Source organism: Paenibacillus sp. Soil787, from assembly GCF_001429545.1.
Lineage (GTDB): Bacteria > Bacillota > Bacilli > Paenibacillales > NBRC-103111 > Paenibacillus_E.
In genome coordinates this window covers 396,030-409,850 of the sequence record NZ_LMSP01000044.1, presented here as the reverse complement: position 1 = coordinate 409,850, position 13,821 = coordinate 396,030, and the positions used below count along the sequence as shown (strand labels likewise).

General features: G+C 38.7%; 16 protein-coding genes and 1 pseudogene. 4 read left to right on the top strand and 13 right to left on the bottom strand.

What is annotated here, in order from left to right:
* Positions 1-232: 232 nt before the first annotated feature.
* The 5 genes from ASG93_RS28315 to ASG93_RS28295 form a co-directional block, all read right to left on the bottom strand.
* Positions 233-394 (bottom strand): EutP/PduV family microcompartment system protein (locus ASG93_RS28315; protein ID WP_162262889.1); only part of this gene is annotated, 162 nt, incomplete at its 3' end.
* A 185-nt stretch (positions 395-579) separates the two neighbouring features.
* Positions 580-1,155 (bottom strand): dihydrofolate reductase family protein, encoded by a 576-nt coding sequence (locus ASG93_RS28310; protein ID WP_056837525.1) that lies wholly within the window; start codon positions 1,153-1,155, stop codon positions 580-582.
* A gap of 532 nt (positions 1,156-1,687) precedes the next feature.
* Positions 1,688-3,058 carry a UTP--glucose-1-phosphate uridylyltransferase gene (locus ASG93_RS28305; protein WP_056837523.1) on the bottom strand — a complete coding sequence of 457 codons (1,371 nt, stop codon included), beginning with the start codon at positions 3,056-3,058 and terminating at the stop codon, positions 1,688-1,690.
* Positions 3,059-3,199: 141 nt separating this feature from the next.
* Positions 3,200-3,427: a hypothetical protein gene (locus ASG93_RS28300; RefSeq protein ID WP_056837521.1), complete on the bottom strand. Its 228-nt coding sequence runs from the start codon at positions 3,425-3,427 to the stop codon at positions 3,200-3,202.
* 31 nt (positions 3,428-3,458) lie between these two features.
* On the bottom strand, positions 3,459-3,752 hold the full coding sequence (locus ASG93_RS28295; protein WP_056837519.1) for a barstar family protein: 294 nt from the start codon (positions 3,750-3,752) through the stop codon (positions 3,459-3,461).
* Positions 3,753-4,016: 264 nt separating this feature from the next.
* On the opposite strand from ASG93_RS28295, the gene ASG93_RS28290 reads away from it, so the two are divergent.
* Together ASG93_RS28290 and ASG93_RS28285 are read left to right on the top strand one after the other, a co-directional pair.
* Positions 4,017-4,217: a cold-shock protein gene (locus ASG93_RS28290; RefSeq protein WP_056625586.1), complete on the top strand. Its 201-nt coding sequence runs from the start codon at positions 4,017-4,019 to the stop codon at positions 4,215-4,217.
* Positions 4,218-4,280: 63 nt separating this feature from the next.
* Positions 4,281-4,511 carry a cold-shock protein gene (locus tag ASG93_RS28285; protein WP_056837517.1) on the top strand — a complete coding sequence of 77 codons (231 nt, stop codon included), beginning with the start codon at positions 4,281-4,283 and terminating at the stop codon, positions 4,509-4,511.
* A 424-nt stretch (positions 4,512-4,935) separates the two neighbouring features.
* Here ASG93_RS28285 and ASG93_RS28280 read toward each other — a convergent pair whose 3' ends face one another.
* Entirely contained in the window at positions 4,936-5,193 is a 258-nt protein-coding gene (locus ASG93_RS28280; protein WP_056837515.1) for a hypothetical protein, read from the bottom strand.
* A gap of 142 nt (positions 5,194-5,335) precedes the next feature.
* Entirely contained in the window at positions 5,336-6,196 is an 861-nt protein-coding gene (locus tag ASG93_RS28275) for a protein phosphatase 2C domain-containing protein (RefSeq protein WP_056837514.1), read from the bottom strand.
* 325 nt (positions 6,197-6,521) lie between these two features.
* On the opposite strand from ASG93_RS28275, the pseudogene ASG93_RS28270 reads away from it, so the two are divergent.
* A pseudogene (locus ASG93_RS28270) lies at positions 6,522-7,723 on the top strand (IS110 family transposase).
* Between the two features lie 401 nt (positions 7,724-8,124).
* On the opposite strand, the gene ASG93_RS35535 reads toward ASG93_RS28270, so the two are convergent.
* The gene (locus tag ASG93_RS35535; protein ID WP_156411074.1) at positions 8,125-8,298 is read right to left on the bottom strand and encodes a hypothetical protein; all 174 of its coding nucleotides are present in this window, start codon (positions 8,296-8,298) and stop codon (positions 8,125-8,127) included.
* 174 nt (positions 8,299-8,472) lie between these two features.
* Between ASG93_RS35535 and ASG93_RS35530 the strand changes: the two genes are divergently transcribed.
* A complete protein-coding gene (locus ASG93_RS35530; protein ID WP_156411073.1) occupies positions 8,473-8,625 on the top strand; it encodes a hypothetical protein in 153 nt (50 codons plus the stop codon).
* A 1,231-nt stretch (positions 8,626-9,856) separates the two neighbouring features.
* Here the strand turns inward: ASG93_RS35530 and ASG93_RS36645 are convergent.
* From ASG93_RS36645 to ASG93_RS28245, 5 genes are all read right to left on the bottom strand, one after another.
* Positions 9,857-10,174: HIT family protein (locus tag ASG93_RS36645; protein WP_414858893.1), on the bottom strand; the 318-nt coding region annotated here is incomplete at its 3' end.
* A 316-nt stretch (positions 10,175-10,490) separates the two neighbouring features.
* Entirely contained in the window at positions 10,491-10,853 is a 363-nt protein-coding gene (locus ASG93_RS28260) for a hypothetical protein (protein ID WP_156411072.1), read from the bottom strand.
* Positions 10,854-10,908: 55 nt separating this feature from the next.
* A complete protein-coding gene (locus ASG93_RS28255) occupies positions 10,909-11,376 on the bottom strand; it encodes a hypothetical protein (RefSeq protein ID WP_056837508.1) in 468 nt (155 codons plus the stop codon).
* Between the two features lie 963 nt (positions 11,377-12,339).
* Positions 12,340-12,918 (bottom strand): hypothetical protein, encoded by a 579-nt coding sequence (locus tag ASG93_RS28250; RefSeq protein WP_056837507.1) that lies wholly within the window; start codon positions 12,916-12,918, stop codon positions 12,340-12,342.
* Positions 12,919-13,122: 204 nt separating this feature from the next.
* Complete coding sequence (locus tag ASG93_RS28245; RefSeq protein ID WP_056837505.1) at positions 13,123-13,755, bottom strand: DUF3221 domain-containing protein; 633 nt, start codon at positions 13,753-13,755, stop codon at positions 13,123-13,125.
* Positions 13,756-13,821: the final 66 nt, after the last annotated feature.

The window sequence follows — 13,821 nt, the reverse complement described above, 5'->3', positions numbered from 1 at the left end:
TCAATTTGCTCTTCTGCTGTACGCTTATACCGCCCCGTTGACGTTTGATGATGAACAATGGAATCGAGTTCATACCAAGGTACATTAATTTTCTTTGATAAGCTTGACCTTTAGCCTAGCTATCGATTTATACATTCTCTCTATCTAGCAAGTAGACTTTCACATTCTTCTTTACGCCAAATTCTTGAGCTTCACTCAAATCATTCATGAATAAGGTTTTGAATTATGAAANCATCAAGCTTCTGGAAGGAACCATTTTGAATAAAAGGGTTGACGTTTGATGATGAACAATGGAATCGAGTTCATACCAAGGTACATTAATTTTCTTTGATAAGCGTTTTGCCAATGTCGTCTTACCACTAGCTACAATTCCAATAATGAGGATTTTTTTCATTCCTTTTTTGGCTCCTAATATCGGTGATACATATTTCTTCGTCATATATGTAGGGATTCCTTTTAATGTAAGTTAAGCCATAGATAACTGCCCGTTAGCACAACAGGCCACCGAGTTTATCTTCGGCAGCCTGTTGTTATTGTGCTATAGTTTCCGTTAGCGTAATCTATTTTAGGAGAAAAAGGTCATCTAACCGACTGGTAAACGAGACCTATGGCTCCAGAATCAAAGGTCTTGTTTTCGATAAGTTTAAGATTGACCTTCTCCTTGAGACCTTGGAATAACGGCAACCCGCTGCCGATCAGGACGGGAGAAACCGTAATTTTATACTCATCGATTAAATCAAGCTGCATAAGGTGGTGTGCGATCCTAGGACTGCCGAGGATGACCATATCCTTGCCTGGCTGCTGTTTGAGGTTCTTGATCTCTTCCTCGACATCTTCTTTCACCAGTCTGGAATTGTTCCATTCGACTTTGTCCAGCGTCGTGGAAAAAACGATTTTAGCTGTCTTATCGATCCACTCGGCATGTTTCCGTTCATGTTGCGAAGCTGATGGGTTCGAAGGCACAGATGGCCAATAACCGTGCATTAATTGATAAGTCCCTCGTCCCCAAATGACGGTGTCGGCAGTACTTAGAATTTCTTTCGCGTATTTCTCTAAATCACCATCGTAGGAAATCCAGCCAATGTCCATTGCACCGTTTGGCCCTTCTACAAAACCGTCAAGCGATGCGTGCAAAAATAGAACGAGTTTTCTCATTTTCAGTGCTCCTTTGTTAATGAGGGATGTCTACATTAGTTACATTTTAGCACATTTCAGCTTGGATTGTTTCTTATGGATTGCTAAGCTAAACTGCCCGTCCCTCGGTTTAGTTTAATGCTCACCCAGCACCCTTGGCGACGTTAGAAAGGGTTGTGTTTCCGGAAGGCGAGAAGAGATCTGTGGCGCCCCACAAGATATTAATTTTAGGTCGTAGAACCAAGTTCTACGATTTTTTTATTTCACGAGTATATTTTGGTGACAAAATCACCATAAGGGGTACCACCAACAAATTAACGATATCTAAACGAGCATGTGAAAATCCCTTGAAATATAAAGCTTTTTACATTGTTTACATGTATTCAATGTATTCTTGTGGGAGAAACACAAAAAGCAGTCCAAAACAGGAACAATACAGTCTTGGCCTGCTTTTTTCTATCATTCAACTATCGTTCTCCGTACTTCAACAAAAAAAATCTTATAGACCGGCAACCGATACAGCCATCCGTTTTGCAATAAATAATGCTAACTATCAGTTAAACTGTGCGTCAAGAAGAGCTTTCAAAACTTCCGGAGTCAGTCCCTCCCCCGCATAAGAAACCAACGGGGAAATTTCGATATCCCGGCCTTCCAGCACGGAGGGGGCTGCGCCTGCTTCCAGGAGCCACCGCTTATACAAATCCTGCACAAGTCGGCGTGCTGTCGCCGGGCTGTCCTTGCCCTCCTTGTTTTTGATAGGGGCGAACTCTTCCTCCCTTCGTATTTTCAATACCGTCATGCGTTCGTCGAGCGGGAAGAAATCAAAGATGAATTTTTCAAATTTAAAAGCGTTTGGCGACGCCGGCTGGACCGGATGGCCCTGATCGTCTATGTATTTGACCGCTTTGTGAGCGGCGTGATAAGGAATATTCGTATCCGCATGCCGTTCGATAAAATCTGTGCGAAACAGATGGATCGAAAGGTTGCCCAGCCCGTAGGTCAAGTGGCCCGAGCTATCGGTTTCGTACATTAGCTCTTTTGGCAAGTCCATGTATTCCACGACGGCGGGTCGGCCGTCCTTCAGGCAAAGAATGCCGACTTTTTCCTCGGGGTAGGCTTTTTCCGCGACTTTGGTGGCAATCGGATGGTTATGATGCGCAGCAGCCCCTACAAACAGCGGATCGGCGACTCGGATCAAGGCATTATCGACATTGTAATAGAACAGCCACTCCACTCCCCGACGTTTCAGGTCGTCCAAGGCGCCAGATCGCTTCATGGAAGCAAAGACGTCGCCGTTCCCGCTGGGGGTAAGACCGATTTCGTCCTTGGCGGAGAGCAGGACGCGTCCTACGGAATCCAGTGCCGGCAGGACATTTTGCCGGAAGAAGAAAATGTCATCCGGGGCATAGCCGAAATACAGCGATGCCTGGAAATATCGCACCGTTTCCTGATGATTCTCCGGGCTGGTCATAATGTACCAGGGGATGGACCGCCCGGCTCTCCGGGACAAGTTGAGCAAGCGCTCGGCCTGCAGCTGGAACAGCGACTTTCCTGACGGCAGCCCGATGTTATAGGTTCCCTTCGGTCCTTCATTCCCCAGGCGGCTTCCCTGCCCTCCAGCGACGACAAGCGCTGCGACCTTGCCTTGACGAAGCCGGTCCCAGCCGGTCTCGGTCAATTGCTTCCGCTCCTCCTCGCTGTAATCCTCCGAATCGTAAGCTTCCATAGGCGAAATACCGTCGGTGCTTACCGATGGCTGCTTCGTATGATGAAAAAGCTCGCGGAGCGCGGCAAAATCCAGCTGTTCTATCTGATCCAGCAGCTTGCTCTTCGAAGCTTCGGAAAGCGACGGGTAAAGCCTGAGTATATGCTCCTGGCCGCAGGCTTGCGCCTTTTTATAGAGTTCGTCGTATCGTTTATCCACGAAAAACCTCCTATGTAATGACTACCAATCGCTTCGTAATCTTCCTTGATTTTATCACAGGGAAAACTACCATAGATTAACTCGAAGTGCACAGGTCATGATAATAGCTAAAACAAGCGATGGATCGGTTCCATCGCCGCGCTATCGTTCCCGTTTCACTGGTCTATGAGAAGGATAAAACCATTTTGCACCTTCATTAATCCAATCCATTCTGTATCTTTCGAAAACATTTACGAGTCCATAATTAAAATCATCTACTCCATATTCAAAAGCACAACAAAGGCAAATATCATATGACTCATTCCCTTTTTCATCATAAGGTGGATTAACTAATTTATCAAAACCACAAATGGGGCATATGTAATTCATTTAATTACCTACCTCCTATAAAATCGTGCTTTCATTCGTATTCCACGTTACAACCCCAAGAAGGATATTGCTTATTTAAGTCGTCCAATAGTTCTTGCATTATTTGAGCGTCATCAGGAAGGTTAGTTTTCAAATTATTCCATCCTATAAATCTCAAACTTTTAGGCATCTCTATAAGTCCTGTAATCCCATCCCAAAATGCGTTCCAATTCATGCCGTAGAAATCGGGAAATTGAAGTTGCTTTTTAAGCAGTAAATGGAGTTCTTTGTAGGTTGTAATATGTGAAACATCTATTAGCACGAGTTCGTTTCTTTCATCTTCCATACGTTTCCCCCATAAATCATTTCATCAAAGCAATAATACCATATACTGCTCTTTCAACACTCCATGTGGAATTCCCTGTCAAAGGTGACGCAGCACACATTAATTTGCTTGTCATACTAATGTGTGCTATAATACTAAAATAAACAGCTTGGACATAAACTCACATATTGAAAAAGTGATCATTTGTGCAATGGTACCTTTTTCAATGTGTGATTTTTTCGTTTAAAAAAGCATGTTAAATAACAATTTGGAGGTATTTTAATTATGGAAACAGGCACAGTAAAATGGTTTAACGCAGAGAAAGGCTTTGGATTTATTGAAATGGAAGGCGGTAATGACGTATTCGTTCATTTCTCCGCAATTCAAGGGGATGGCTTCAAATCATTGGACGAAGGACAACGCGTTGAGTTTAATGTAGCCCAAGGCAACCGTGGTCCTCAAGCCGAAAATGTTGTAAAACTGTAATACACAATGAACTGTCCTTAACAAGTGTTAAGGGCAGTTTTTTAATTTAAGGAGGAGAAAACGTTGTATTTTCGAAAAAAATCGGTAGAAGATCTCATTCAGGAAGACACGAAAGTCTGGGTATGTAATAACGAAGCCTGTAAGGCGTGGATTCGGGACAACTTTTCGTTTGAGTACGTTCCGACTTGCCATCAGTGCCTTTTTCCCATGATAAGTAGCTTGAAAATGCTCCCTATCATTTCTAACTCCAATAAAAATATGAAGTCTCTTCATAAAGGCAGACTGATCTCCTAAGCATTTCGTCGCAGGCGAAGGAATTGTCAGATGAAACAATTAGAAACCTTTCTTCGTTGTTGTCGATAGCGGTGATTATTCCAATCATATTGGGTGGAGTCGTGTTTTCTGAAATATCCGCTTTCCCATCACAAACTAGCAGTTAAAAATACCAGAACTAACGGCAATATCATTTTTTTAGTTTTTTCATATGTTTCCCCTCTAAGCTGTCAATAGATCATCTTTATGGATGACGTAGAAACAATGATTGGTTTTACGCCTTGAGCCGGATCCGTCGGGAATGAGATCAAGTTCTTGTCAAAATCGGGAATGGGATCAAGTTCTAGTCATTGGGTTTTGACAAGAATTTGACCCCATAAAATAAAAAAACCGCGATTTACGCGGCAATTAATGACAAGAACTACTTATCGTTACCCAGTTCTGGTCAAAAATCAAAGAAAAAGATATGCTCGTAAACCCCTTCTTCATCCTCAATTATGCTTATTGCTTTTTCAATGTTCTTCCTCTGCCATTCAGGAATTTTTTCTAGTGGCTTTTCATCTTCTGTAGCCCCAATTTCTTCTCTCATTAATGTAATAATTTCGCCTGTTTTAGTGTTTATAAAAGTAAAAGTATCATCATCAATTTGAAGTTCAATTTCACCGACTAGATCATCCAACTTTAATGGTTTGTTATTCTTCATTTGTCTTTTACTCCTTTCATTTCATACCAACATCTTATCCTAAAAAACAAACAAAGCTACCTAATCGGCAGCTTCAAACATGTTTTGATTAGGTGATCCAAAGTTTGTGGCCACCGAACTATCGTTTTCGTTAGCATAATTGCTAATGGAAATTAATCACCATTGCGGTCTTATCGTCTGATTTCTTAAAGCGAATATGTCGAATACACTCAGGATCGCTATCCTCAAGTTCTATTAATTCTTGAGTATAAAGTTTTATACCTTTATTCATTATTCTTTGCGCAACAAAGCTCCAATACGAACTCTGTTCGGGTACGATATTTGTTGGTAAAAACATCCCATCAGTCAACAAAATGATATGTTTTAAATACGTCAGATTAATTTTCCCGTATTCGAAAAAACGAACTGCATCCTTTTCCCCATTTAAAACCCCGTAACCACCATCTGTATTAGCGCGATATCGGTTCTTTCTTATTGTATCAATAACGGTTTCATGAAGCTCTTTCTGGCTTTTTAAGCCTTTTGTTATTCCTTCCTGCCATTTAGCGAATGCTGGAGCTTCTAAGTGAGAAACTTGTCTCCATGTTAATGGGCGAACCTCTTCATTAGCATACACGGCTAGAATCATGCAATCCCCTGTCTGTATGAACTCCACACCATCATCCTGAATACGAACGATTGCCAATGCCGCTCCCCAGAGTTCTTCCTTTTTCTCCAGATCAATATTAGCGAGCACCATTTGTTCCCTAAGAAGATCATTCACCTCAATCATGTAGTCCTTTAAACTTCCAGGATCAGTAACAGATTCGAAGTAGTTTTTCACCAGATTCGCAGCAATAAAACCGCCAGTTTCCTTTTTGGAATTTAGATAGGGTACCAAGGAAGATACACCATCCAAAGCTCCATACAAATTTGCTTTCGGATGCATAATAATAGCATCCTCATTTAGTACCCCAACGCCTTTCTTGGTGATCTCCTCATAAGTAACATTCAAGTTGTTCACTCCTTTCTCAATTTAATCTGTAATATCCTCGATCTATTTTACCATTTTCTCCACTTCCAAGTATTTGAACTATCCTGCCCGTTCGTATTATGAGGTCACCAGATCTTTCTGGTAGACCTCATTTTTGTATGGTCTTATTATAGCGGTAGCCGGGGATCGAACGTTTCTGCCCGTGGGACTTGGATTCCGAGAGCTATTCAGTTCATCCCCCCTACTTGTTTAAACAAGGTTAGGCTGGTTGGGAAATGAATCCCGTATCACATGCGATAGTGTGGAAGACAAGAAGGTTAGGGGTTACCGGTGAAAATATTACAGGAGTGATGTCATGAATCCAGTCATTGGTGTAGATGTTTCAAAGGGAGAGAGCCATGCACAAGCTTTTTTAGACCGTGGAGTACCTCATGGGAAGATCTTTAGGTTTAATCATGATCTAGAAGGTCTAGCGTCTTTTCTAAGTTATATTAGAAGTGTGGAATCGGTAGCAGGGATTCGTCCTACCATTGTTATGGAAGCAACAGGTCATTATCAAAGCCCCATTGTTCAGTTTCTGGATGAGCACCAGTATTTGAACATCGTCATTAATCCTTTAATCTCACATAACGCTAAGAAAACCAATTTGCGACGGTTAAAGACGGATGCCGCAGATGCCCATTTATTAGGGACGCTGTTCTATAAAGAAGAGTTTGAACCCTACAAAAAGCGGGGGCAGCATCTCATGAATTTACGCTTTCTAACACGCCAATATGAAGCTTTAACAGGTATGTATGTCCAAGCAAAACTACAGTTCCAGGCTATTCTTGATCAAGTTTTTCCTGAATATCATGGCGTGTTTGGTGATCTTTATTCAAAGGTGTCTCTTCGATTTTTGGCTTTACACCCAACATCAAAAGAAGTCCTAGAAATGTCTGAGTTGGAGATTACTACTGCAATTCAAAGTCTTACTGGACGCGGCAAATCCGTCTCATGGTGCTTGGAACGTGCCCAAATTTTATTAGCGGCAGCAAAGCGAAATCCCTTTAAGGAGACGGCTTTTTCAAGCCATTTAATCTCCATGCAGCTGCTCATCAAATTGCTTCTTCAATACCAGGATCATCTATCAACCCTTAATAAATCGGTAGATGGCCTGGCTGAAGAGCTACTTGAATATGATTTAATCCAATCGATACCTGGTATTGGCACTAAGATTGCTGCAACAATTTTAGCTGAAATTGGGGAAATCGACCGGTTTGATCACGCAAAGAAACTGGTGGCTTTTGCTGGTGTTGATCCAAGTGTATTTTCTTCAGGTAAGTTTGTAGCTACCCAAAATAAAATCACTAAACACGGCTCCAGGAGGCTCCGTACAGCCCTATACCAAGCTGTACGATGTGGAATTCGTAGTAATAGAATAAGAAATTAAGAGCTTATTATGATAAGAAACGTGCTGAAGGAAAGCTGTTCAAAGTAGCGATAATTGCTTGTGTGAATAAACTCATCCACTGGATTTTTGCCATCTTAACTACTAAGAAAGCATTCCGGTTAGAGTGAACAACAAGAAATAGAAATATATGGAATCTATATCCGTGCTTAATAGGACGGTTCTTTCCCATGCACTTTTTATAGTATACCACCTCATGAACCTACTATTAATAATTAAATATTGACAAGCTATTAGCTGGAATAGTTGAGAAAAGGCAATTGATCCACTGGCCAGATGCCGTTGCAATAATCCCGTCGGGAATGAGATCAAGTTCTTGTCAAAATCGGGAATGGAATCAAGTTCTTGTCATTGGCTCGCGACAAGAACTTGATCCCATAAAATAAAAAAGCCGCGATTTACGCGGCAATTAATGAGATAATGTTCTTGTCACCCGACTATGTTCTTGTCACCCGACAAATTTTTTTGCCACCACGGGTGTTTTCTTTGATTATAATTTCGAAATCTATATTTATTGATATTGTTCCAATTCCTTTTGTTGTGCATCGAGTTTATTTTTTATCACATCAATTTTAGTTTCAAGCCAATCCTTGGTATATACTTTCATCAAGGCTTCTTTTGATGTATCAATTGCATTCAAAATAAACTCGATATCAACTTCAGTTAGTTTATTATCATTTACCATAAAATCAACCCCCCATACAATTAGTCTCATTATATCCATCTTCTTTAAGTCGTAAAACTTGTTCTAAGGCATTGGCTATAACTCTCCAGTATCATTACGATTTCCACAAATGGAATAAATAACCTAATTGATGTAAATGATAAGCTTTGTATTAACCAAAAGGAGATGAGTTTAATGCCTAATGACAAAATTGAAAAAGAAACTGATGGAAATCCTATTACTATCTATGAAGATCTTTCTGCTCATGAACGTCATGGTTACATACTAGATGAATCGCATAAAAATGAAGACAATGAGGATAACAATGGAAAAGTAGCGACTGACTAAAAGTAAATGAAACCGTAGGGAATTATACTTACGGTTTTTTATATCTCTTCCCTATTCTTTGCGAAGTAAGAGGCAAGAGTCCTATAAGTTAAACAGAGAATGAAGTAACCAACTTTCTTTAACCGTCAACCTAAGATTCTTATTAATCTTTTACTTTCCAATCAAACTGATCTTTAAAATCTATAAAACATTCTTTACATATTATAGCTTGTCGGGTAGCCCAGTTCGCCCATTAAGAAAACGATATCGTCAATATCCTCCATTTTGCAGTCCCTTACATTAACACTCATAGTGCGCCCCATCTCATACATAGTAATTTAAGTAATCTATATATGTTCCTCCTTATCCGTTTCCTTTGTAGGGTATCACGCTTTTCTGATCGTAAGCACAACAAGCCACCGAGGTTATCATCGGAAGCCTTTTTGATCTTTGTGATTGAACTATCGTTTCCGTTAGCGTAGCAGTTAGCATGTTAATCAATGTTGATTTAAAATTAAAATTGTTCAGCTACTATTCCACCAAAAAAGATTCTGCTAATTGTTATAATACATATCCCTAATATAAACATCCCCCACCGAAAACCAGTACTCATCCCTCTGAAAATAAAAATATTTAAGCAAAGACAACAAATTATATATCCAGCCCATATAAGAAAACATAGAAACCACTCTAACTCCCATATTAAGGGAAGCCCTAAGATGAAAACTGTTACTGAAACATTCCAATTAACACATTTAGAAAAAGAAATGTTGCACACTGAATGTAGAATAACTTAGTAATATTCGGATTAAAATTATTATTCAATATTTTCACTCCCCAATAAATTTCCCCTGTATTAACTCTTTCCTACAACAGAAGTATAAAGTATTTGGGGTTAATTAATTAGTACTAAATCTAGTGCTTGCTTATATTTATCTCAAGACTGCCCGTTACTTTAATAAACAAAAGAGGAGCCCTGCCACGAAGCATGCTCCTCAACTAAAGTTCCTCAGTAGTTCATTGGTTAACCATCAGTCTAAATGTTCTTTTTAGTTGAGTTGAGAATAAGATTCAGTTTCCACGCCAAATTAATCGCATCTATTTCACTACAAGTACCATCTTGTTTAATAAAATCTATGCCTTTTGTTGAGCTATCGCTTTTTCGAGGAATAAAATGTGCATGAAAATGAGGAACACCATCAATTGTTACTAGTGAGTACACCCGTTCTGCTTCAGTGACCTCTTTGATTGNATCGCTTTTTCGAGGAATAAAATGTGCATGAAAATGAGGAACACCATCAATTGTTACTAGTGAGTACACCCGTTCTGCTTCAGTGACCTCTTTGATTGCAGAGTACAGCTTTTTAAGCAAAACTCCGTAAGAAGAAGCTTCTTCTTCTGTCATTTGTGAAAAGTCGAGGAAGTGGCGCTTTGATTCTAAAACTATTCGCCCTAAAATAGATTGCTGGGCAGGAAAATGGCAAACCATCCAGTATTCATCTTCGTAAATGTACCCACCAGGAGGTTGATTAGTATTACCTGAATGCTTTTCACAAATGAAGCATGACATTTGAATCCCTCATTTCGGTTGGGAATTAAACCCATTTTATATCACTAGTAACTGATTGTATACAAACAATATTTAATATAAGATAACTGCCCGTTTAACTAAGAAGGCCGCCGATAGTGTTAATTTCGGCAGCCTCCTCTTGATGTTATTGAACTATCGTTTCTCGTTAGCTCAATGAACTGACCCGTCATTTATGATACGGTTCACAGTAATGTATCTAAACACAATGTGCAGTTTTGACTATAAAATATAAATCAGTATATAAGACAAAGCCACTCCTGACAATGGAGTGGTTTCTTTGGATAGAACTTCTCTTTTATTTGAACCAATCAGGATGTTCCTCTTTCGTTATGACACCATCTAGTGGAAATATCATTTGAATAAAATCTCCTGTAGCCGCTTTTATGTCAATACCAACTCCATCAATAAAACCAATCCATCTTGTATTGCCAATTGCCTTATTCCAAAAATCGTTTTTACTGATATACCAACTGCTCTCTTCTACGTTCTTCGTGTTATAAGGAAGATTCATATTTTCATTTACAGTAGTTAGATATATACCTGCTTTTGCTATAGCATCATTTTTCGTTAGGATTGGTTGATTAAATTGATAAATAGCAAAACTGATGATAATGATTATAAGGAAAGATGAAATAATAATAATAATTTTCTTCAACATATCCTCCTACTGGTTAATGAAATCCACTCTTTCATTTAACGGCTTTTAAGTCAAATTAATTAACTTTAATAAAAGCATCAACTCTTTGCCTTATTTCATTTTTAGGGATAACAATAAACCCAATAATGTATTCACCTTTAGTTATCTCATGACCATCCATCACTTTGGAAAGTTCAAGCGAATACGTAAATGAACCATTCTTTGTATGAAGTGAACCTAATTTTGCAAGCCTATTAGTATGAATTTGCGGTTCATCACGTTCCAAATAAATTTCAATGTCGCTGTCCTTATGAAACCCTTCGCCAATCACCTTTAATTGTTGCCCTAATTGAACAGTTGATGGTGTTACCTCTAACTTCTTATAATTCAATGTCGCCCCAGATTCACCGCTTACTATTCCGCTTTCAGCTTCTACTGCAATCCAAAACCCACCATAATTGTCCTTTACTCGATTGAGTTGGGACTTTCCAAGGGAATGACCACGTTCTATTATTGATTGAAGCAGTTCCAATTTTTTTAACATACGAGGGTAACACTTTTTTCACAAGAAAATCATTGGTTTCTTCTTTTGTTGCTGAAGACAAGATACGATATAAGGTCACACTATTACCTATCCAATCATTCTTTCTAGGTTGTATAATAATTTCTTGGTCTGAATGAAATGGGTGTGTGTCACCCTTTATTTCAATTGGATGCTCAAAAGATATAGGGATAGCGGGTCCGAGAGAAATGGGTGTTTGAGAAGTAGTATTTTCGGAAATGCCATTTGAATTACTAAATGAACAACCTGAAATATAGAACAGTATAATAGTCACACACAAAATATGAATCAACTGCTTCATTTACATCATCCTTACTTTAACAAGATCTTACTTTCGTTTAACCTAGCTTGAATTGTTTTGAGAAATTACTAACAAAAAAATCGTAAATAAAACCGCTTGGGCAAATGCAATAGTAAGCTCTTTTTTCCAATAAGTCTTTGACCAAGGACTGAGCAATCGTAAAATAAGGAAACTGCCACTAAAAAAACTGAACCAAGTTAGCAAAACCCCTTGCAATGAATTCACTCCTACCTCAAAAAATCATTCCTTCATCAACGCATTATTGTCACCTCATTATACCATATGTTGGAATTTATATAATGTCGTATCGCTCCAAATTCCACTCATAGTCGAGCGGTGGAAGTGCTATTACCCCTTTCACTATCCAAACAACTTCATTTTGATGAAAACCACCCCCCTCCTACATGTTTCAAATTTAGATCAACGTATTTTGAAATATCAAATTCGCCAACAACTCAGTAAGGTTGTAGGTAAATTACGGTGAACCGTACCATAAATGAATTAGAGCCATAATAAAAGCAGCCAGTTGTCACCACGCTCTACTGCCCGTCCCTCGGTTTACTTCAACAGACAAAGGCAGCCGATCGTGTGCCGGCTGCCGTCATGTCGTAAATGAGCATCGTTTCCGTTAGCGTAATAAACCCTTAAGTATTTCGAGCTATGTTTCGAATGATAAGCTCAATTGATGTAGAAGTTGAGTTCCAATCAAAATGAGCATGACCAGAATAGGAAGAAGCCAAATAAGCACATTGATGCGTCAGCAACTCAAACCCAAGTTTCGAAGCGTTCAATATAGCTAAATAATGATCGGATTGAATTCTCAATTGTTCCTCGTACTTCCAGTTCTCCCACTTATCCCAGATAGACTCATCATGATTGTTTATCAATTTTAATTCAAACTTCTTCGATTTAATATTTTTTAGTGCTAATTTAATTTCTTTAATAATCTTTTTATTCAATGGGTTAATAGCACCATTAAATATAAAAAGATCAGCATGAGAAGGGCTTTCCCTCTGAAGAAAAAGAACATCATTAGTATCACTGACATGCTTAAAGAGGCTAGACATTATGAACATCTCAGAGCAATCTTTTGTATCAATAAGTAAAATATGACCTAATTCTTCTCTTACAATTATTCCAATATCTTTTTGATGTAGGTGCACTACAGCCATATTTAATGATCCTACTATAACTTCGGTACGATCTACGATCAAAGTTTTCAAAAGCTATACCTCCAACGACTTACTAATGAACTTTTCACTTTCAGAATATCGAATATCTAATGGAACGTAAACTGTAAGTTATTCAACTATGCTGCCCATTAGCGTAACGAGACCACCGTTCGATACAACAGCAACCTCGTGTTATTTCAATTATTAAGCTATTGAATTGTTCCTTTTTCGTTAGCTGAATGAAATCCTATTTTTTTACTTATTTGATTGTAATTCAATTTTTACCACTGCAGCTTGACCAGGGTAACTTAGAAAGCTAATACCCACTGACCATGCCTTAACCTGTTGACCAATAGATAAATCGCTAAATACCTGTAACTGTTTACTATCCTTTGCCAATATTATTCCATCTTCAGTTAAAGTAACCCAAGTCGCATCTGGATTATCACTATTCCCTGCCTTCTTTTCTTGATTTTCAATAAGAACTTTTTTATTGACCATATCAGTTTTGATGATTTCGCCTATAATATTGGCTTCTTGTCTACAACATTGAATAACTTCAAGGTTCAAGGGAAACTCCTGACCAACAAATTTAAACAGTGATTTTTTAATTGAATTTATTTCTTCCCCAGACAGATTCTTTTCAAATTCACCAAACTTTCTAATCTCTATCTCAAGGTGTTCTTGCGTTGTACCAACAGACATTATCCTAATGGAATATGTTCGCCCTAATTCATCCCAGTAATTTCTTAACTTTTCCTGTATTACTCGCAATTCTTCACTTGTAAATTCTTTTTGTTTTGTGACTACACTTTCAGAATTACAAGCTAAGAGGAAAACGAAACAACACAAAATGACCAACAATTGTTTCAGACAAATTTGCCTCATTTGCTCTGCCTCCTGCTTCCAACCAATAATCATTTTTATGTTGCTAAGACTTTATACTATCCTGCC

Excerpts from the sequence above, each read along its gene's own strand:
- ASG93_RS28310 (WP_056837525.1), bottom strand. The coding sequence starts at position 1,155 with ATGAGAAAACTCGTTCTATTTTTGCACGCATCGCTTGACGGTTTTGTA.
- ASG93_RS28300 (WP_056837521.1), bottom strand. The coding sequence starts at position 3,427 with ATGAATTACATATGCCCCATTTGTGGTTTTGATAAATTAGTTAATCCA.
- ASG93_RS28295 (WP_056837519.1), bottom strand. The coding sequence starts at position 3,752 with ATGGAAGATGAAAGAAACGAACTCGTGCTAATAGATGTTTCACATATT.
- ASG93_RS28290 (WP_056625586.1), top strand. The coding sequence starts at position 4,017 with ATGGAAACAGGCACAGTAAAATGGTTTAACGCAGAGAAAGGCTTTGGA.
- ASG93_RS28280 (WP_056837515.1), bottom strand. The coding sequence starts at position 5,193 with ATGAAGAATAACAAACCATTAAAGTTGGATGATCTAGTCGGTGAAATT.
- ASG93_RS35535 (WP_156411074.1), bottom strand. The coding sequence starts at position 8,298 with ATGGTAAATGATAATAAACTAACTGAAGTTGATATCGAGTTTATTTTG.
- ASG93_RS35530 (WP_156411073.1), top strand. The coding sequence starts at position 8,473 with ATGCCTAATGACAAAATTGAAAAAGAAACTGATGGAAATCCTATTACT.
- ASG93_RS28260 (WP_156411072.1), bottom strand. The coding sequence starts at position 10,853 with ATGTTGAAGAAAATTATTATTATTATTTCATCTTTCCTTATAATCATT.
- ASG93_RS28255 (WP_056837508.1), bottom strand. The coding sequence starts at position 11,376 with ATGTTAAAAAAATTGGAACTGCTTCAATCAATAATAGAACGTGGTCAT.
- ASG93_RS28245 (WP_056837505.1), bottom strand. The coding sequence starts at position 13,755 with ATGAGGCAAATTTGTCTGAAACAATTGTTGGTCATTTTGTGTTGTTTC.